This window comes from Nitrospirota bacterium (assembly GCA_016212215.1).
Lineage (GTDB): Bacteria > Nitrospirota > 9FT-COMBO-42-15 > HDB-SIOI813 > HDB-SIOI813 > JACRGV01.
Genome location: JACRGV010000050.1, coordinates 1 through 18402, shown reverse-complemented (window position 1 = coordinate 18402; position 18402 = coordinate 1). Strand labels below are relative to the sequence as shown.

The following is an 18402-nucleotide window of genomic DNA, read 5'->3' as shown; positions in this document are numbered from 1 at the left end:
GGGATTGCCGTTGGCCATTGAGCACCAAAGGAACTTTCCCCCCCTTAACAAGGGGGGGCTTGGGGGGGTGGTTTTCATCCTCCTTTGTGAAACCTCCGTTTCATGACGGTTCATCCGAAAATCAACCCCATCCCCACCCTAACCCTCCCCTTGAAGGGGAGGGGATAAAAACTAAGCACCCTCTCCCTCAGGGAGAGGGTCCGGGTGAGGGTGGGGTTTTCATTGCCCTTTGTAAGCGCCCCGCTCATGATAGTTCTTATGTAGTAAGTTATGACGTATAAATTCAGGAAAGATTTTAGAGGTTTTATCTTGTATAAGCAAGTATGCAATTACAACATGAATCTCATACTGATATTAGAGCCTCGAAAAAATAAAAACAAATCAATACGTTTTGCAATCATCATTTTCCCAATGGATTTGTTGTGAGTGCTTTGGTCTGCTTGACATAACTTATCCAAAGCTGTTAGAGTAGGACATCTTAAACAACTGCTGTACCCGGAAGTCTACATCATTACGTCAAAAAGTACGTCATAGTAAGTCCCGGAATACACACGGGGCGATACTCCCCAAAACAAAGAAAGAAGGAATATATGGAATTTAATGCTTTTGATTTTCACCCAAGCATTGCGGCTGGAATTACAGGCGCAGGTTATGTTACACCAACACCAATACAGACTCAGGCAATCCCGTCGGTACTACAGGGACATGATGTTATGGGTCTGGCACAGACAGGGACAGGCAAGACAGCGGCTTTTGTTCTGCCGATTCTGGAGCGGCTGATGAAAGGGCCGCGCGGAGTGGTACGCTCCCTTATCGTAGCACCTACGCGCGAACTGGCGGAACAGATACATGAGGCAATTGTCAGTCTTGGGAAACAGACCAGGCTCAGGAGTGTAACTGTCTATGGCGGTGTAAGCATAAACCCGCAGATTCAAAAACTGCGCGGCGGGGCTGAGATTGTTGTAGCTTGTCCGGGCCGCCTGATCGACCATATTAATCAGCGCACTATAAACCTGTCGCATATAGAAGTATTTGTTCTTGACGAGGCAGACCGTATGTTTGATATGGGCTTCCTGCCTGATATACGAAAGATTATCAGACACATTCCGGCAAAGAGACAGACGCTTTTATTCTCGGCTACCATGCCTGATGACATACGTAAATTGGCCCATGACATCCTGAATACGCCGGTAACGATACAGGTTAATCCTCCGGCGCCTGCAAATACTGTGGCTCATGCACTCTATCCGGTGGAACAACACCTCAAAACAGCGCTTCTCCTTGAACTGCTTCGTCATACTGATACTGACTCTGTGCTGATCTTTACCCGCACAAAGCATCGCGCCAAGAGAGTGGGACAGCAATTGGAAAAGGCCGGCTACAAGGCAGCATCACTACAAGGCAATATGTCGCAAAACCAGCGTCAGGCAGCGCTTGACGGCTTCCGTGACGGTTCATATCAGGTACTTGTTGCGACAGACATTGCAGCACGAGGCATTGATGTCTCAAGTATCTCGCATGTTATCAACTATGACATTCCAAATACCGCTGATGCGTACACACACCGTATTGGCCGTACCGGCAGGGCTGCAAAGACCGGTGATGCCTTCACATTCATTTCCCGTGAAGACGAGGACATGGTACGTACTATTGAGCGCGTTCTCGGTGAAAAAATTGAGCGCCGTACGCTGGAGGGGTTTGATTATAAGAAACAGGCCCCTGCACGCGATACTGAGTTTGCGCGTCCGCCCCGTGAACCTCAACACCGCAGGGAGTATAGAAAAACACCTGCATCAGGGACAGCCCGTACCGGTTCAGGTGCTCCAAAAAAAGGACACAGTACACAAAATAGTCAGACAAAACGCGGATACGCCAACCAGCCTTCTTCTTCAAGATATTCCTCCAACTCAACAACACACAGAAGTACAGGAAATAGAAGAAGTACCGGGGGCTAATCAGGAGTCCTTACAGCGGGGTTGGAAAACCCCGCTTATCGCGATAGGCGGGACATTCTTGTCCCGCAATCCCAAGGAAGAAAATGATTCACAGGAAATCGCTGTGCCGATAATGGCCGTCTTGACTCCCTATCCTTATATATGTTAGTTTCTATACCTTGTTATGTATTACCCAAACTTTGAAGAATTCTGTAAGAAGGCTGAGCAGGGAAGTCTCATTCCTGTTTACAAGGAGATATTTGCTGACCTTGAGACGCCTCTCTCTGCCTTTCTGAAAATAGATAACGGTGACTTTTCTTTTCTCCTTGAGAGTGTGGAAGGGGGAGAGAAATGGGGAAGGTATAGTATCCTCGGCAGTAATCCCCGTGTAATTATCAGGGCAGATAAGAGGGGGGTTACTGTTGTCCGTGATGGTATTGTAACTACCAAATCCTATAAGAATCCCCTTGATGCGGTCAAAGAGGAGATGAAGCGGTATAAACCTGTACTTGATGAAAACATACCGAGATTCTTTGGAGGCGCTGTAGGTTATCTCACCTATGATACAGTCAGATTTTTTGAAGACGTGGCTATTGAAAAACGTGGCGATTTCGCCCAGGTCCCTGACCTGTATTTTGTTATTACGGATACCATATTAATCTTTGATAATGTTACCCATACTATAAAGGTAGTCTACAACGCATTTATCACAGATGATGACCTGAAAGGTACTTATGATAAGGCTGTTAAGAAGATTGACAGTATCGTAAATGACCTGTGGGGGCCGTTAAAGCGTGACCGGATGAAGAAGGGGAATGAAAGCAGGGAGCTTAAGTGGACTTCAAATATAACAAAAGAAGAATTTATTGAAAAGGTACACCGCGCAAAGGAATATATTGCCGCAGGTGATATATTCCAGGTTCAGATCTCCCGGAGATTAAGCATTGAGACGGCATCCAATCCCTTTGATATATACAGGGCGCTTCGCCGCGTCAACCCTTCACCATATATGTTCTATCTGAAGTACGGTGATTTTCATGTTGTCGGAAGCTCACCGGAGGTATTGGTCAGGCTGGAGGGGGATCATGCAGAGACACGGCCTATAGCAGGTACGCGCAGACGCGGGAGAAGTCCTGAGGATGATAAGCGTATGGAAGAGGAACTTATCGCTGATCCAAAGGAGCGGGCAGAACATATCATGCTGGTGGATCTGGGACGCAATGACCTTGGAAGAGTCTGTAAAAAAGGGAGCGTTCATGTGAATGAGCTGATGGTGATTGAAAGATATTCCCATGTAATCCACCTTGTCTCAAATGTTGTAGGGGAGCTTGAACCGGGATATGACCAGTTTGACCTGCTTGAGGCATGCTACCCTGCAGGTACTGTTACAGGGGCGCCCAAGATACGCTCCATGGAGATAATTGAAGAGCTTGAGAATTCAAACAGGGGGCCTTATGCCGGTGCTGTCGGATATTTCAGCTTTCAGGGAAATATGGATACCTGCATAACAATAAGGACGGCTGTAATCAAGGGGGATAAGGTCTATTTACAGGCAGCGGCAGGTATCGTCGCTGACTCAGAACCGGATCTGGAATATCTTGAGACCATGAATAAGTTAAAAGGGATGATGAAAGCGATAGAGCTGGCGGAAAAGGGCCTGGATTAGAAGTAAGAGGTAAGAAGTTAGAAGCAAGACGTAAGAAGTAAGAAGTAAGAAAAAAGAATAAACTATGCTACTTGTAATTGATAACTACGATTCGTTTACATATAACCTGGTGCAGTATATTGGTGAACTGGGGCAGGATGTAAAGGTATATCGAAATAATAAAATCAGTATTGCTGAGGTAGAGGGGCTTTCACCTGAGAGGATAGTAATATCCCCGGGACCATGTACCCCTAAAGAAGCAGGTATATCTGTTGAATTGATAAGACACTTTGCAGGGAAGATTCCGATCCTTGGAGTTTGTCTTGGCCATCAGTCTATTGCCGAGGCATTCGGCGGTGATGTAGTACGAAACTATCGGCTTATGCACGGAAAGACATCTATGATTAAGCATGATGATAAAACAATATTCAGAGGACTCCCCAATCCATTTGAGGCCACACGCTACCACTCTCTTATTGTTAAAAGGGAAACCATGCCGGCAGTCCTTGAGATAAGCGCTGTGACAGATGAAGGCGAAATAATGGGGATAAGACATAAAGAGTTTAAGGTAGAAGGTGTCCAGTTCCATCCGGAGTCAATATTGACTACCGTTGGAAAAGACTTGTTAAGGAATTTTATAAGATTATAAAGGATGATGACAGTAAGGCCCCCTCACCCGGTGCCCCCCTCCTGCCTCCCCCCGCAAAGGAGGGGGGAGGAGTTTGGTAGAAATTTAATTGCAGCTCTCCCTGAGGGAGAGGGGGCTATGTTGATTCCCTCCCCTTCAAGGGGAGGGGTAGGGTGGGGATGGGGTTGATTTTCGGATGAACTCCCATGAACATAGGGTTCACAAAGGGCCATGAAAATCAGCGGGACAAGAAAACCCCGCCTATCCTCGTAGATATGGATAGGCGGGGTTTTCCAACCCCGCCGGTAGGGATTTTCGGATGAAGGATAAAGATGATTAAAGAAGCCATCTCAAAACTTGTAGACAAGATAGATTTGCCGGAAGAAGAGTCTGAGCATGTAATGGAAGAGATAATGAGCGGCAGTGCTACTCAGGCCCAGATTGCATCATACCTCACTGCGCTGAGGATGAAGGGCGAGACAGTTGAGGAGATTACAGGTGCTGCAAGGGTGATGCGGAATAAGGTGACAAGGATTAATATAAATGACCCTCATGTTGTGGATACATGCGGTACAGGTGGTGACCGGTCGGGGACTTTTAATATCTCAACAACAACGGCATTTGTAGTTGCAGGGGCCGGGGTTACAGTTGCAAAGCATGGGAACCGCTCTGTATCGAGTCAATGCGGGAGTGCAGACGTCCTGAAGGCACTCGGTGTAAATATAGATGTGCCGCCTGAAAGAGTAGAAAAATGTGTAAATGAGATCGGCATTGGTTTTCTCTTTGCACCCCTTTATCATCCTGCTATGCGCCATGCCATAGGCCCAAGACAGGAGATAGGTATAAGGACCATGTTCAATATACTCGGCCCGCTTACCAACCCGGCCGGTGCATCCAGTCAGGTACTCGGGGTTTATGCCGCCCATCTGACTGAGACCCTTGCCCATGTCCTGATGAATCTTGGTTCTTCTCACTGCTTTGTAGTTCACGGCAGTGACGGACTTGATGAAATAACAATAACCGGTGAGACTATGGTGAGCGAAGGTTATAATGGGAGTGTAAAGAGTTATAAAATTCGTCCCGGTGATTTCAACATTAAGATAGGAACGATGGAAGACATAAAAGGCGGCACAGCAGAGGACAATGCCGGTATCGTTCTAAAGATACTGAAGGGAGAGAAAGGGCCAAAGCGGGATGTAGTTCTTCTAAATGCCGCAGCCGGTATTATGGCGAGCGGTAAGGTCCCTGATGCCTCTGCGGCTATTAAAGCGGCAGAAGAGGCAATAGACTCCGGTGAGGCGATGAAAAAGTTAGAGGGATTAAGAAAAGCGACAGAGTAAGTCTCGATAGAAGTAAGAAGGAAGATGCAAGAAAAAAACAAAAAATGGAAAATCTTTTAATACAGATTGTTGAAAATAAGAAGAATGAGCTTAAAGAGGATAAGCTTACGCTGCCCCTAAAAGAGCTTAGGTCAAGGCTTGGGGATATTGAACCGCCGCGTAACTTCCGTGCAGCCATATCAGAGCCAAAAGGGCAGTCTCTGAATCTTATAGCAGAGATAAAAAAGAGATCCCCTTTAAAAGGAACACTGATAGAAGAACTGAAGGTAACAACCCTTTCTAAAAAATATGAAGAAGGAGGGGCTGCGGCTATTTCAGTAATTACTGAGAAGAAATTTTTCGAGGGTAGTCCTGAATATATAAACATGGCAAAAGGTGCATCAAAACTTCCGGTATTGAGGAAGGATTTTCTGATTGATGAGTATCATATTTATGAGGCAAGGTATCTTGGCGCTGATGCCCTTCTCTTTATAGCAGCAATATTGGAACCATCCGTCCTCTCGGACTTTATAGCCCTGACATCGGAACTTGGAATGTCCAGTCTTGTTGAGGTACACAGTGAAAAAGAACTTGAGAAGGCATTAAAGGCAGATGCCCGGAATTTAATGATAATTGGGATAAACAACAGGAACCTGAGAACATTTAAAGTAGATATAAATACTACCTTCAGGATTATGAATGAGATACCGGACGGCAGAATTATTGTAAGTGAAAGCGGTATATACAGCAGGGATGATGTTAAAATGCTTGCCGATGCCGGGGTTAATGCAGTCCTCGTGGGTGAGGCTATTATTACATCGGGAAATGTTGTTAAGAAGATAAAGGAACTGATAGGCTGAAGAAAGATGTTAGAAGCAAGAAGTTAGAAGTAAGAAAAAGAAGTAAGACGTAAGAAAAGATATTATGGTTAAAGTAAAGATCTGCGGGATTACTAATCTGGATGATGCGATGGCAGCGGCGGAGGCGGGGGCTGATGCCCTTGGTTTTGTTTTTTATCCTGAAAGTCCAAGATATATTGAACCTGCAAAGGTGCGGGATATTATATCCAAATTACCTGTATTTATCTCAACAGTCGGGGTCTTTGTAGATGAAGGTGAAGATATAGTAAGGCGTTTTTTAAGAGACAGCGGTGTGCAGGTACTTCAATTCCACGGAGAAGAATCTCCACTGTTATGTACCAAGTTCAGGGAAAAGGTCATAAAGGCAATAGTTATCAGGGATGCTGAAAGCGTGAACAGTATGATGATGTATCACGTTGATACCTTCTTGCTTGATACACATGATAAGGATAAAAAGGGCGGGTCAGGAAAGACATTTAACTGGGAGTTTGCAAAGAAGGCAAAGGACCACGGAAGGATAATCCTATCCGGCGGGCTTAAACCGGCAAATGTCAGAGAGGCCATAGAGATGGTCAGCCCTTATGGGGTAGATGTATCCTCAGGTGTTGAGATTTCACCCGGGAAGAAAGACCATGCAAAGATTAGAGAATTTATCAGAGAGGTGAGAAAAATAAATGTTACCTGATATAAACGGTCACTTCGGCATATTCGGCGGGAAATTTGTGTCTGAGACACTTATGCCTGCATTAACTGAATTAGAAGAGGTCTATTCAAAGGCAAAAGAAGACCCGGCATTCAGGGAAGAACTTGATTACTACCTGAATAAATATGTAGGCCGTCCAACACCATTGTATTTTGCAGAAAGGCTTACAAGACAACTGAAGGGTGCAAAGATATATCTTAAACGTGAAGACCTGTGTCACACAGGGGCGCATAAGATAAACAATACAGTCGGGCAGATTATCCTTACCAAGCGCATGGGAAAACAGCGTGTTATTGCAGAGACAGGTGCCGGACAGCACGGGGTTGCAACTGCAACAGTTTCAGCAATGTTCGGACTGGAGTGTGAGATATATATGGGTACCGAGGATATGGCAAGGCAGGCATTGAATGTCTTCAGGATGAAGCTCCTCGGTGCAAAAGTAACGCCGGTTGATACCGGAAGTAAGACCCTGAAGGATGCCATTAGTGAGGCTATGCGCGACTGGACAACCAATGTCCGTACAACTCATTATGTACTCGGCTCTGTCCTTGGTGCACATCCATATCCTATGATGATAAGGGATTTCCAGTCTGTTATTGGAAAAGAGGCCAGAGGGCAGATTATGGAGGCAGAGGGCAGACTTCCTGATTATCTCGTAGCATGTGTAGGCGGAGGGAGTAATGCAATAGGATTATTCCACCCGTTCATTAATGATAATAAAATTAAGATGGTCGGCGTGGAGGCAGGCGGGCATGGGATAAAAAGCGGAAAGCACGCCGCACGCTTTGCAACAGGCTCAACAGGTATTTTTCAGGGGACAAAGACTTATGTACTTCAGAACAAAGACGGTCAGATAAAGGTTACCCATTCTGTATCCGCCGGTCTTGATTACTCTGCTGTCGGACCTGAGCACAGCTATTATAAAGAGGCTGACAGGATTGACTATACTTATATAACAGACAAAGAGGCGCTCAATGCCTTTTCACTTTTGAGTGAAATAGAGGGGATTGTCCCGGCACTGGAAAGCGCCCATGCAGTAGCATACATAATGAAATTAGCCCCTTCCCTGCCGAAGAATAAGGTTATCATCATGAACCTATCGGGCAGAGGGGATAAGGATGTACAGTATGTAGCAGAGCTATTGAAATAGAAGTAAGAGGTAAGAAGCAAGATAAAGGAAGAAAAAAACATGAGCAGGATAGAAACTACGTTTGAGAAACTCAAGGATCTGAAGAAGAAGGCACTTATACCTTATATAATGGCGGGGGACCCGGATTTGGAGACTACGGAGTCTCTGATTATGGAGATAGAGCGTTCAGGTGCAGATATTCTGGAGCTGGGTGTCCCTTTTTCAGACCCGATAGCTGACGGGCCTACCATTCAGATGGCCTCTGAACGTGCACTTAAATCCGGCACGACTCTAAGAAAGGTTATGGCACTTGTAAAGATGCTCAGAAAAGAGGGGCTTTCAATACCCATCATAATAATGACCTACTACAATATAATCTTTCAGTACGGGATTGATAAATTCCCTGCTGAAGCAGTCTCTTCCGGGATTGATGGTGTTATTATACCTGACCTCCCGCCTGAGGAGGCTTCAGAGTTTGTCGGCTATTCAAAGACATCAGGGCTTGATACAATATTCCTTTTAGCCCCTACGAGTAATGAGGACAGGGTAAAAAAGGTAGTCTCATCAGCAGGAGGATTCGTATACTATGTTTCTATGACAGGTATTACCGGGGCAAAACTAAAAAATCTCTCAGAGGTCAAGTCAAAGATTCAGGAGATACGCCAACATACCGGACTGCCTGTTGCAGTAGGGTTCGGTATATCCAATGAAGCAGAGGCAAAGAAAATCTCAGGATGGGCTGACGGGGTAATTGTTGGAAGCGCACTTGTAAAGATAATAGCCGCACACAAGGGCAAACGCCCGTTGTTATCAAATGTTGGGAACTTTATAAAATCAATGAAGGGAGCGATATGCTGATGCTTCCCCCCACCCTACCCTCCCGTCAAGGGAGGGGGCAAGGGGGAGGGTGAGCTATGGTTTCAATTTATTACTATGGCCTGGTTCAAAAAAGAAGACAGAAAAGTAAAGATACCTGAAGGGCTCTGGATAAAGTGCAACTACTGTAAAGAGATTATCTACAGGAAAGAGGTAGAAAAAAACTCTATGGTATGCCCTAAGTGCAGGTACCACTTCTATATATCTGTAGAGGAGAGGCTCGCCCTCATGCTTGATGAAGGTAGTTTTAAGGAATTTGACAAAAACATTCAGCCTCTTGACCCGCTTGAATTCAAAGACTCACTGAAATATAAAGACAGAATAAAAAACTACCAGAAGTCTACAGGTCATACTGATGCCTTTATTTATGGTGAAGGGAAAATAGGTGACCTTCCGGTCATGTTCGGTGTATTTAATTTTAAATTCATGGGCGGGAGCATGGGGTCTGTTGTGGGGGAAAAGATACTCAGGGCGGCAGAGGCCGCATACAGCACAAGATACCCGCTAATAATAGTCTCTTCATCCGGCGGGGCCAGGATGCAGGAAGGTATATTGTCCCTTATGCAGATGGCAAAGACCAGTGCCGCTATAGCAAGGCTTGCGGATGAAGGTGTTCCATACATTTCCATCTTAACTGACCCGACATTCGGCGGAGTCACTGCAAGTTTTGCCATGCTTGGGGATATAATAATTGCTGAACCAAAGGCATTGATAGGCTTTGCAGGTCAGCGCGTTATTGAACAGACGATCAAACAACAACTGCCGGAGGGTTTCCAGAGGGCAGAATTCCTTCTTGAACACGGCATGATTGATATGATAGTAGAACGAAAGACTATAAAAGAGACCCTTACACAGATAATAAGATTTTTTGGATAAGAACCCCACCCTCACCTTAATCCTCTCCCTGAGGGAGAGGAAATTTCCCTCCCCTTCAAGGGGAGTGTCAGGGTGGGGATGGGTTATTTCCGGATAAACTCCCATGAACCGAGGGTTCACAAAGGGCCATGAAAATCAGCGGGACAGGAATCTCCCGCCTATCCTCGTAGATATGGATAGGCGGGGTTTTCTTACCCCGCCGGAGGGATTTTCGGATGAACAATCTTGAGCGGGGCGCTCACAAAGGGGCATGAAAATCAACCCCCTTAATCCCCCTTTAAATAAAGGGGGAGATATGACAACCAAGAAATCCCCCCTTGTAGTTAAAGGGGGGTGAGGGGGGTTATTTTCGGTGAAGCAATGTCATTTCAGGACAATCCGGCATATCTATATTCCTTACAGCAATTCGGCATTAAATTAGGCCTGACCAATATAAGAACGATCTGTTCATCACTGGGCAATCCCCATGCAAAAATAAAGACCATCCATGTTGGAGGAACCAATGGAAAGGGTTCCACTGCGGCAATATTATCGTCCGTACTACATGAGTCAGGTTATAAAACAGGTCTGTACACCTCACCACATCTCACAAACATAACAGAGAGGATTAGAATAGATAACTCGCCAATCACTCAGGAGAGGTTTTCTCTGCTTATAGAATACATCAGAGAACGCATACAAGCGTCCGAAATTAATCCCACATTTTTTGAATTTACCACTGCCCTTGCACTTCAATACTTTGCAGAGGAAAATGTTGATATTGCCGTTATCGAGGTGGGGATGGGCGGCAGACTTGATGCCACAAATATCATTAATCCACTTATAACTATTATAACCAATGTTGAATATGACCATACAGAACACCTCGGTAACTCACTGAAAGATATAGCAGGAGAAAAGTGCGGAATCATTAAAGAGAATACCCCTGTAGTTACATCAGAATCTAAAGAGGAGATACTTTCAGTTATTGAAGACAGTGCAGGGAAGGCCGGCACACATACTTACGTATATGGCAGAGATTTTTGTGCTTTTCCGGAAAAACTTGAAACAAGCGGCAGTGAGTTTTTTTATTATGGAAAGTGCTGGAGCGGGCTTTTACTTAAATCACCCCTTGCAGGCAGACATCAGATGTTGAATCTTGGGGCCGCAATTTATACAATTGAACTATTGATACAAAGAGGATTTGAAGTTACAGAAACACAGCTTGTCAGGGGTATTGAAAACACCTCATGGCCGGGAAGGCTTGAGACATTATCTCTGAATCCTCGGGTGATAGTTGACGGTGCACATAATCATGCAGGTACAATTATGCTGTGGCAGTTTATAAATGATGTCCTTAAAAAAGACACTGAAAATCCCCCCCTTACCAAGGGGGGGCATGGGGGGGTATTTTCGGATGAACATGGAAAGATAATCCTGATATTCGGTGTATTAAAAGATAAAGATGTCAATAAAATGATAAGAGAACTTGTTTCATGTGCCTCTGAAATAATTATAACAAGCCCTGACACTGAAAGGGGTCTTCCTGTTGAAGACCTGAGAAATATCTTTAAACAGCATGGAATTATCCCGTCTATGACCCATAATGTCAGAGAGGCATTATCCCTTGCCTATAACATTGCCTCTCCTTCAGACAACATAATTATTACAGGTTCTTTATATATTGCAGGAGAGGCAAGAGACCTCATATTGAACGGATTTGTTCATGGGTAAAACCTATCCGTCTCTTTTATCTCTTCTGGTTGCTACCCTGATAATCATAATTCCTCAGAACGGTTTTTGCACGTTCCCCTTTACAAATTTAAAAAGTAATATCCTTGAATATAGGCAAGGCATTTACACTGCAAGTGGAAACGTTGTAATTATAAAGGATAATAAGAAACTTACGGCCTCCTCTGTCACATTAAATAATAATACAGGTGATGTTACAGCTTCCGGGAATGTAGAATTAACTGACGGCGATAACACTATGTCGTCAGAAAAATTATATTTCAATCTTCAAACAAGTATTGCAAGGATTGAAAAGGGAAAGATATTTATTAAACAGGATAATTATCACTTTGAGGGAGATTCAATAGAAAGATTATCCGAAGACAGATTTACCATCAGGAAGGCAAACTTTACAACATGTGATGGAACCCCCCCCTGCTGGCGGTTTAAGGGGCAGAATGTCCATATCCACCTGAACCATCTCCTTACTGCATCCGGCGTATCTATGTCAGTAAAAGATATACCTGTACTTTACTTTCCATACATAGCGCTTCCCATACTTCAGGAACGGCAGACAGGTCTGCTGATACCCAGAATAGGATACAACACATCCGAAGGGTTAAAGATAAATAATGCCTTCTTCTGGGCAATTTCAAGAAGTCAGGACGCAACTTTTTATGCTGACTATTATGGAGAAAAAGGATGGGGTTCCGGTTTAGAGTACAGATACATCCTGAGTCAGGAGAACATGGGTAAATTTAATGGTTATTACATAAACGACCATCAGCTTGATAGAAACCGTTGGAATGTAAAGTTTACTCATAAGCAGTTATTTTCAGAAGACATGTCAGGCAGGCTGCGTATCAACTATATTAACGATAAAACACTTTATAAAGATATAAGTGAGGATATCGGGGAACGTCTGCAAACAACACAGGACTCAGATGTCTATTTTAACAGGAGATGGGCTAATGTCTCAGGGCATTTATGGGCACAGTATACACAAAATCTGACTGGAAAGAGCGATGGTATATATCAAAGGCTTCCTGAGGCCGGATTAAGGGTAATGGAAAGCAGGATAAGTAAGACGCCTATTTACTGGGGCCTTGCCTCATCTGCATCAAGGTGGGAAGAGACTAACACAGGATTAACCCGCCTCCAGTTTGCCCCAAAGATCTCTGCAAGATTATTAGAGTGGACAGGTTTTATATTTATACCGGAGGCAGGAACAGAAAATACTTTTTATATTGCAGACGGCAAAAACGAATCTCTGTATTCAAACCAATACAACCTTAATGCAACACTTACCACAAAGCTCTTCAGATTGTATGAATCCGGTACCGGTTTTATTGAACACTTCATAGAACCGGCAATACGATATGAATATTCAGAGGTCTCTTCCAAAGGCAGTCCACCGATCTTAGATCAGAACCCTCCATTACCGGTTATGAAAAATTTAATATCGCTTTCCCTGTTAAATAGAGTTCTTTCACCGGACAGAGACCTCGAAATGCTTTATCTTAAATTAACCCAGTTATACAGAATAACGTCTCCAGACCCTGACATATCCCCTCTCCCTTTTGGGGAGAGGGTTAGGGTGAGGGGTTTCTCTGACCTAAGAATAGAGGCTATCGTAAGACCTCATGAGATGCTGACCATTGACACTGACACTACTTACAGTTTTGAATTAAATGAAGTAAAAACCAGCGGAACTGATCTGGAGGTCAGGGGGAACATAGCGAGTATTGGTATAGGTCAGCGATATTCAAAATATCCTAAACTTAAATTTCTTACTGCTTTTGCCGGATTAAGATTAAACAAGGTAGATACTACTATTGACGTCTGGTACGATGACAAAGACAATCTGGTGCGGGAGTCCAATTATTCCATGAAATATACTTCACAGTGCTGGGGTGTAACTTTTTCTTATAAATACCGGCCTGAAGAAAAACAATTTTCAGTGCTTCTTACATTAAGGGGTGTAGGGTCTGTGGGTAGGTAATCTTAATACCTTTTCCTCTTTATTTCAACTTCAAAACAGCCTTTTATCGCCTCTACCGGCACTGAGCATTTTCTAATCCTTAAAATAATCTCTGAGATATTATAAATCTTTAATACCTCTCCGCAAATCCTTTCTGCAAGGGCCTCAAGAAGATGATACCTTTCACTTTTACCGACAGATACTATTGTATTACAAAGGTCAACATAATTTACCGTATCTTCAATCCTGTCGGATATACAGGCCTTTGAAAAATCATACAGCACCTCTATGTCTGCAGAAAGACGCTGCCCGGAAATCTGCTCTTCTGCAGTAATCCCGCAATGCCCGATAAACTCTATGTCTTTAATTATAAATTTATCCATTGATAGATATGTGACAGTCCTTCCCAAAAACAGTCTTGCTGATATTTATTACAAATAAAAAGGCGCCTACTGCATAAAATAGCGCAGCAACAATATGAACTGCCTGAATAGTAATCGTTCCATAAACCCTTAAAAGGGGCCATGCTATTATTAATCCCAATAGGCCGGCATTAGAAAATATCAGATGCATATTAGCAAGTGTCTCACTGAAAAGCGGCCTTCCGCTGAATCTCGGCAATACGTGATACGCAACAGCAAAGATCATCATTGATACCCAGCCCAAAAGATTTGTGTGGGCATGCATGGGCAATAAATATGCTATCAGATCTGTATGCACCGTAAATACTACACCTACAGTTACTCCGACACACAAATAAAAAAGACTTGCAATAATAAATAAAAGGGTAATCCTGCTCACTGAATTCTCCTCATAAATAACGCCGCATACAGAGCGTTAGAACACAGCAGACCAAGGCGCGACGAAGGTGAGGAGTGAGGCGTATTTTTTTTACGCCGCAACGGCGAGACGAGGAGCAACGCAGGTATGCGAAGTTATAACGCTCTGTATAAAAATATAAAAGCCCTGAGTAAAACCCAGGGCCTTTATTTATTTACAACAAATACTTCATAAGAAATAACTTATTTCTTGTATCCGCCGAACTTTTCGATATATGCAATAACATCATCAATATCGCCAGGTTTTAAGGTCTTAGCAAAGCTGACCATTGGTGTTCCAGGTCTGCCCTCTGTGATGGACTTTTTCAGCCTTGCCTCATCAATGCCCTTCATTTCTGTGGCACTGGTGAAATTTCTTGGTGGAGGTGTCATACCGGCTGCTGCTGGTCCTTTTCCATCACCCTTGTCACCATGACATACAACACAATTTGCCTTAAAAACCTTTTCACCCTTTGCTGCATCTCCTGCTGCCCAGCTCTGGGTAGCAAGGAAAGCAAAACTGAAAACTGCTGCTGCTGAAACTGCTGTAAATAATGTAAATTTAAGACCCTTTAACATCTTTTCCTCCTCCTAATCTTTGTTTAAGTGTTTAAAGAATTATAGACTGCTTATACAATCTATATTTTCCCCTGTTTTACAGGTGTAAAGTATCGGCACTATTGCCTCATCCCACCCCCTTCCTGCATTAAGAAAACTTTGTCGTATTTTCTTTGGACTTAAAACAATGATGAAATATACAATTATGAAAAACGAATGTCAAGATGTTTTGTCAGACTGTATTAAGTCAGGCCTTTACTACCCATACCTTTAGGTCAGCCGTAACATCCTGATGGATTTTTACAGGCACATGAAACAGGCCGAGTTCTTTGATAGGTTTCTCAAGTTGTATCTGTTTCTTATCAATATTACTCCCTTCCTTCTCAAGCGCCTCTGCTATATCTGCAGAAGTTACAGACCCGAACATCTTTTCCCCTTCCCCGACCTGTCTTGCTATTGTAACAGAGCTTTCATTAACCTTTTTCTGTAATTCTTCTGCGTCATGCATGCTTGCCTTTAACTGAGCCTCAAGTTTCTTTTTTTCACGTTCTATTACCTTCACATTCTCGGGTGTGGCCTCTACAGCCTTTTTCCGCGGGAGAAGGAAGTTCCTTCCATAACCCTCTGCAACATTTATTATCTCTCCCAGCTTTCCTACACCATTTATATCTTCCTTTAATATTACCTTCATATCCCTCCCCTTTATTTTAATAAATAAACCTTAACTGTTATAGCTAAGTTAATAGGGGCGTGTCAACAAAAAAATGTATTACTTGACAACATATTCTATAGTTCTGTAACATTAGCCTATCATTTTTAGGCAAACGCAAGATTTGAGTCGAATACCGCATTCAAGTCAAGCTGGCTGGACAAAACGGAGCATACTCTGTTATGTATGTGAGTATTGTGAGTATTTGGACAGACTGGTTTGACGCAGTAGTTGGCCAAATATTGCGTTTGATATTGCCGAAGTGGTGGAACTGGTAGACACGCTAGGTTCAGGGTCTAGTGTTCGCAAGGGCATGGGGGTTCGACTCCCCCCTTCGGCACCACACATCAATTCTCCCCTCCCCTGGCGGGAGGGCTGCAATAAAGTTCCCCCCTCCTGCCTCCCCCTTGCGGGGGGAGGCAGGAGGGGGGATAAAGGGGAGGGGGCAATTCAATCTATTGACACAGCAACATGAAAAATGTTAAAACTGTCTTGCTTTAAACACTTCTCCAGCGCGGGAATAGCTCAGCGGTAGAGCATCGCCTTGCCAAGGCGAGGGTCGCGGGTTCAAATCCCGTTTCCCGCTCCAATAAAATCAAGATGTTACAGCGATTGCCTTCTTCTCAGTATCACCAACTGTAACCAAAATGTCACCGGACTTATCCAATACCTCAACTCCATGCCTCAGCGATTCAGGATTAGGATGTGCATATCTCATTGTCATGGCTATAGTCTTATGACCTAATAATTCCTTAACTACATAGAGGTCTACTTTAAACGTATCATGACAAATCCATGCTGGTATTACCTTATGCATTGACTTCTTATTTTCAACAATTTTTATCTTTGTTTTACATACAGGACACTTACCACTTGGAGTGAGTTCATAATTAATATTTCCAGTCCTAATTATTATTCATGTTTTTTATCTCTACCCTGACTTTTCATGTATCTCTCAAGAGAAGCCATATCAACAAGAACAACGTAAGCTGCTTTTGCTTTCGGTCTCTTCAAGGCTACAAAGGGCCTGATCCAGAGGGGAAAATCTTTTAATATGTCTTTAAAATCTTCTTCCGTAATCTCTAATTCCTCAGTCTTTATCCTGTATACCGTTATTCTACCCTCCGCCTCAAGCTGGTGTACCCGTGACTTGCTGATTCCAACCCTACCCGCAGCTCCTCCCGGACTTAATAGATTGCCGTTACACTTATCTGCTACCTTCTCATAATCTTTCCAAGATTCCAGCCAGACAGTACCTTTCCCCCCTTCTCCTTCCAGTTCAAGTTCCCTCTTAAGCCTTGCCTTTTCTTTTTTTGCAAGTGATGCATTCCTAATAAGGTTCATTATTACTTCTGCCGAACCAATCTTTCCCTCATCTCTATCTTTCATATAAATGTCCTTATATACACTATGTTAAATGCTAATTAACATAGTGAACGTCATAAGATTAACTATACGTCAAGTTATTTTGATCCCAAATTTTATACTCATAAATATTAGGATTTTGATATTCTTTTGTCTTTATGTCAAAATGTCTTATAATTACCAAAATAAAATAAGAAAAGGTTATAGGAAAAGGGGGAATTCAGAAATGAGGCTAATCCCAGATGTAAAATATGAAACTGTAAGAGATATATTACAAGGAAAGGCTTTTGAGGGAAAAACTCTATGGTTACCTACTGTTCAGAGAGACTTTGTATGGAATGAGCGTAGGATTGTGGATTTTATAGATTCACTTTACAAAGGCTATCCAGTTGGTGTCATAACTATTATAAAAACTAAACACCCATTTCCAAAGGCTCCTGTAGAAGATGGTAAAGTTGGTGATGCCTTTGAAGAAAGGTTATATATTATAGATGGTCAGCAAAGGATTACTTCTTTGTTGCTTATGAAGAATAATAAGAAAGATGGCAAGAAGTTGGAATTATCTCGGTCATGTAGGGGATAATGAAAATATCCCCTACACTATTACATGGCAAGGGGAGCAATGGTACTGGGAACATTTAGGATTATTGGAAAATGAAAGGTACCATAATCACTGGAAGGTCAAGAATGAATGGTATGATAAATATTTCTCTGGGCATTTAATTGCAACAACTGAATCAGGGAGTTTAAGCAAAGACGCAGAAAGAATCATTGAGAAAAAATTCGGGTGAGGCTTGCTAAGCTGCCGTTCAGGTTCATGAGGATGGTGTCGTAGGTGTGAAGGTTTATTACTCATAATTCATTCGATGTAATTCTCACTGACTGTCTGGCGAAACCAAGTGCTTTCCTTAGTGTAGGGTCATCTGTAACCCTGAATGACTCACTTCCGGTGTTGTCTCCTCCTGCAATCCAGTTTCTCTTTTGTAAGCCGCCAATGCTTGATCTGCCGGTGTAAAATTTGAGGGTTAAATAATCCCAGCGGATATTAAGAAAAATTAAACCCTTTCTTTCTGTCACAAAATAGGTGAGTCCTTCTACATGAGTTCTGGCAAACAAAGGCATGTTAAGGCTATTGGCAAGCTGTGCTATGCCATTATTAAACCTTTCAAGTAGATGCCTGATATTTACTGAGGTATTTGCCTTTATTAAACGGCTTTCAAGTGGATATTTAGATTCATCAATAAAAAAGCTTTTCATATACCGAAGTTATTATGTTTTATTGTTTCTCAAG

The 18402-nt window shown here is 43.1% G+C and carries 20 protein-coding genes and 2 tRNA genes; 15 read left to right on the top strand and 7 right to left on the bottom strand.

The genetic code is table 11. The features are described 5' to 3' along the window. The first annotated feature begins 590 nt into the window (after nt 1-590). The 11 genes from HZA08_04770 (at nt 591) to HZA08_04720 (ending at nt 13682) form a co-directional block, all read left to right on the top strand. Complete coding sequence (locus tag HZA08_04770; protein MBI5192738.1) at nt 591-1955, top strand: DEAD/DEAH box helicase; 1365 nt, start codon at nt 591-593, stop codon at nt 1953-1955. A gap of 163 nt (nt 1956-2118) precedes the next feature. After that, nucleotides 2119-3600, top strand: a complete 1482-nt coding sequence (gene trpE / locus HZA08_04765) for an anthranilate synthase component I (GenBank protein ID MBI5192737.1) — start codon at nt 2119-2121, stop codon at nt 3598-3600. 64 nt (nt 3601-3664) lie between these two features. Beyond that, nucleotides 3665-4228 (top strand): aminodeoxychorismate/anthranilate synthase component II, encoded by a 564-nt coding sequence (locus HZA08_04760; protein ID MBI5192736.1) that lies wholly within the window; start codon nt 3665-3667, stop codon nt 4226-4228. Between the two features lie 311 nt (nt 4229-4539). Next, nucleotides 4540-5547 carry an anthranilate phosphoribosyltransferase gene (gene trpD, locus HZA08_04755; GenBank protein MBI5192735.1) on the top strand — a complete coding sequence of 336 codons (1008 nt, stop codon included), beginning with the start codon at nt 4540-4542 and terminating at the stop codon, nt 5545-5547. Between the two features lie 44 nt (nt 5548-5591). After that, a complete protein-coding gene (trpC, locus tag HZA08_04750; protein ID MBI5192734.1) occupies nt 5592-6386 on the top strand; it encodes an indole-3-glycerol phosphate synthase TrpC in 795 nt (264 codons plus the stop codon). Nucleotides 6387-6450: 64 nt separating this feature from the next. Next, a complete protein-coding gene (locus tag HZA08_04745) occupies nt 6451-7071 on the top strand; it encodes a phosphoribosylanthranilate isomerase (protein ID MBI5192733.1) in 621 nt (206 codons plus the stop codon). After that, nucleotides 7061-8239: a tryptophan synthase subunit beta gene (trpB, locus tag HZA08_04740; protein MBI5192732.1), complete on the top strand. Its 1179-nt coding sequence runs from the start codon at nt 7061-7063 to the stop codon at nt 8237-8239. Before HZA08_04745 ends, trpB begins: the two co-directional genes overlap by 11 nt. A 39-nt stretch (nt 8240-8278) precedes the next feature. Beyond that, entirely contained in the window at nt 8279-9076 is a 798-nt protein-coding gene (locus HZA08_04735; protein MBI5192731.1) for a tryptophan synthase subunit alpha, read from the top strand. A gap of 75 nt (nt 9077-9151) precedes the next feature. Next, nucleotides 9152-9970 carry an acetyl-CoA carboxylase carboxyltransferase subunit beta gene (locus HZA08_04730; GenBank protein MBI5192730.1) on the top strand — a complete coding sequence of 273 codons (819 nt, stop codon included), beginning with the start codon at nt 9152-9154 and terminating at the stop codon, nt 9968-9970. A gap of 333 nt (nt 9971-10303) precedes the next feature. After that, entirely contained in the window at nt 10304-11683 is a 1380-nt protein-coding gene (locus tag HZA08_04725; protein ID MBI5192729.1) for a bifunctional folylpolyglutamate synthase/dihydrofolate synthase, read from the top strand. Further along, nucleotides 11676-13682, top strand: a complete 2007-nt coding sequence (locus HZA08_04720; protein ID MBI5192728.1) for an LPS-assembly protein LptD — start codon at nt 11676-11678, stop codon at nt 13680-13682. The genes HZA08_04725 and HZA08_04720 overlap by 8 nt, the downstream gene beginning before the upstream one ends. 2 nt (nt 13683-13684) lie before the next feature. Here the strand turns inward: HZA08_04720 and folB are convergent, their stop codons facing one another. From folB to HZA08_04700, 4 genes are all read right to left on the bottom strand, one after another. Next, nucleotides 13685-14044, bottom strand: coding sequence for a dihydroneopterin aldolase (folB, locus tag HZA08_04715; protein ID MBI5192727.1), 360 nt, complete (start codon nt 14042-14044; stop codon nt 13685-13687). Beyond that, on the bottom strand, nt 14037-14462 hold the full coding sequence (locus HZA08_04710; GenBank protein ID MBI5192726.1) for a hypothetical protein: 426 nt from the start codon (nt 14460-14462) through the stop codon (nt 14037-14039). The genes folB and HZA08_04710 overlap by 8 nt, the downstream gene beginning before the upstream one ends. Nucleotides 14463-14683: 221 nt before the next feature. Continuing rightward, complete coding sequence (locus HZA08_04705; GenBank protein MBI5192725.1) at nt 14684-15058, bottom strand: cytochrome c; 375 nt, start codon at nt 15056-15058, stop codon at nt 14684-14686. A gap of 226 nt (nt 15059-15284) precedes the next feature. Beyond that, nucleotides 15285-15728: a 50S ribosomal protein L9 gene (locus tag HZA08_04700; protein MBI5192724.1), complete on the bottom strand. Its 444-nt coding sequence runs from the start codon at nt 15726-15728 to the stop codon at nt 15285-15287. Nucleotides 15729-16002: 274 nt separating this feature from the next. Between HZA08_04700 and HZA08_04695 the strand changes: the two genes are divergently transcribed. After that, a tRNA-Leu gene (locus HZA08_04695) sits at nt 16003-16089 on the top strand. 171 nt (nt 16090-16260) lie between these two features. Next, nucleotides 16261-16335 (top strand) — tRNA-Gly (locus HZA08_04690). Nucleotides 16336-16341: 6 nt separating this feature from the next. Here HZA08_04690 and HZA08_04685 read toward each other — a convergent pair. Beyond that, on the bottom strand, nt 16342-16563 hold the full coding sequence (locus tag HZA08_04685) for a hypothetical protein (protein ID MBI5192723.1): 222 nt from the start codon (nt 16561-16563) through the stop codon (nt 16342-16344). A 95-nt stretch (nt 16564-16658) separates the two neighbouring features. Continuing rightward, a complete protein-coding gene (locus HZA08_04680) occupies nt 16659-17135 on the bottom strand; it encodes a hypothetical protein (GenBank protein MBI5192722.1) in 477 nt (158 codons plus the stop codon). Between the two features lie 142 nt (nt 17136-17277). On the opposite strand from HZA08_04680, the gene HZA08_04675 reads away from it, so the two are divergent. Both HZA08_04675 and HZA08_04670 read left to right on the top strand, forming a co-directional pair. Further along, complete coding sequence (locus HZA08_04675) at nt 17278-17694, top strand: DUF262 domain-containing protein (protein ID MBI5192721.1); 417 nt, start codon at nt 17278-17280, stop codon at nt 17692-17694. Further along, entirely contained in the window at nt 17654-17902 is a 249-nt protein-coding gene (locus HZA08_04670) for a hypothetical protein (GenBank protein MBI5192720.1), read from the top strand. The genes HZA08_04675 and HZA08_04670 overlap by 41 nt, the downstream gene beginning before the upstream one ends. A gap of 61 nt (nt 17903-17963) precedes the next feature. On the opposite strand, the gene HZA08_04665 is transcribed toward HZA08_04670, so the two are convergent. Further along, the gene (locus HZA08_04665) at nt 17964-18368 is read right to left on the bottom strand and encodes a hypothetical protein (GenBank protein MBI5192719.1); all 405 of its coding nucleotides are present in this window, start codon (nt 18366-18368) and stop codon (nt 17964-17966) included. Between the last annotated feature and the right edge of the window lie 34 nt (nt 18369-18402).

Bases quoted from the DNA above. Each gene is read 5' to 3' on its own strand.
- HZA08_04770 (MBI5192738.1), top strand. From the start codon at position 591: ATGGAATTTAATGCTTTTGATTTTCACCCAAGCATTGCGGCTGGAATT.
- trpE (MBI5192737.1), top strand. From the start codon at position 2,119: ATGTATTACCCAAACTTTGAAGAATTCTGTAAGAAGGCTGAGCAGGGA.
- HZA08_04760 (MBI5192736.1), top strand. From the start codon at position 3,665: ATGCTACTTGTAATTGATAACTACGATTCGTTTACATATAACCTGGTG.
- trpD (MBI5192735.1), top strand. From the start codon at position 4,540: ATGATTAAAGAAGCCATCTCAAAACTTGTAGACAAGATAGATTTGCCG.
- trpC (MBI5192734.1), top strand. From the start codon at position 5,592: ATGGAAAATCTTTTAATACAGATTGTTGAAAATAAGAAGAATGAGCTT.
- HZA08_04745 (MBI5192733.1), top strand. From the start codon at position 6,451: ATGGTTAAAGTAAAGATCTGCGGGATTACTAATCTGGATGATGCGATG.
- trpB (MBI5192732.1), top strand. From the start codon at position 7,061: ATGTTACCTGATATAAACGGTCACTTCGGCATATTCGGCGGGAAATTT.
- HZA08_04735 (MBI5192731.1), top strand. From the start codon at position 8,279: ATGAGCAGGATAGAAACTACGTTTGAGAAACTCAAGGATCTGAAGAAG.
- HZA08_04730 (MBI5192730.1), top strand. From the start codon at position 9,152: ATGGCCTGGTTCAAAAAAGAAGACAGAAAAGTAAAGATACCTGAAGGG.
- HZA08_04720 (MBI5192728.1), top strand. From the start codon at position 11,676: ATGGGTAAAACCTATCCGTCTCTTTTATCTCTTCTGGTTGCTACCCTG.
- folB (MBI5192727.1), bottom strand. From the start codon at position 14,044: ATGGATAAATTTATAATTAAAGACATAGAGTTTATCGGGCATTGCGGG.
- HZA08_04705 (MBI5192725.1), bottom strand. From the start codon at position 15,058: ATGTTAAAGGGTCTTAAATTTACATTATTTACAGCAGTTTCAGCAGCA.
- HZA08_04700 (MBI5192724.1), bottom strand. From the start codon at position 15,728: ATGAAGGTAATATTAAAGGAAGATATAAATGGTGTAGGAAAGCTGGGA.
- HZA08_04685 (MBI5192723.1), bottom strand. From the start codon at position 16,563: ATGCATAAGGTAATACCAGCATGGATTTGTCATGATACGTTTAAAGTA.
- HZA08_04680 (MBI5192722.1), bottom strand. From the start codon at position 17,135: ATGAAAGATAGAGATGAGGGAAAGATTGGTTCGGCAGAAGTAATAATG.
- HZA08_04675 (MBI5192721.1), top strand. From the start codon at position 17,278: ATGTCTTATAATTACCAAAATAAAATAAGAAAAGGTTATAGGAAAAGG.
- HZA08_04670 (MBI5192720.1), top strand. From the start codon at position 17,654: ATGGCAAGAAGTTGGAATTATCTCGGTCATGTAGGGGATAATGAAAAT.
- HZA08_04665 (MBI5192719.1), bottom strand. From the start codon at position 18,368: ATGAAAAGCTTTTTTATTGATGAATCTAAATATCCACTTGAAAGCCGT.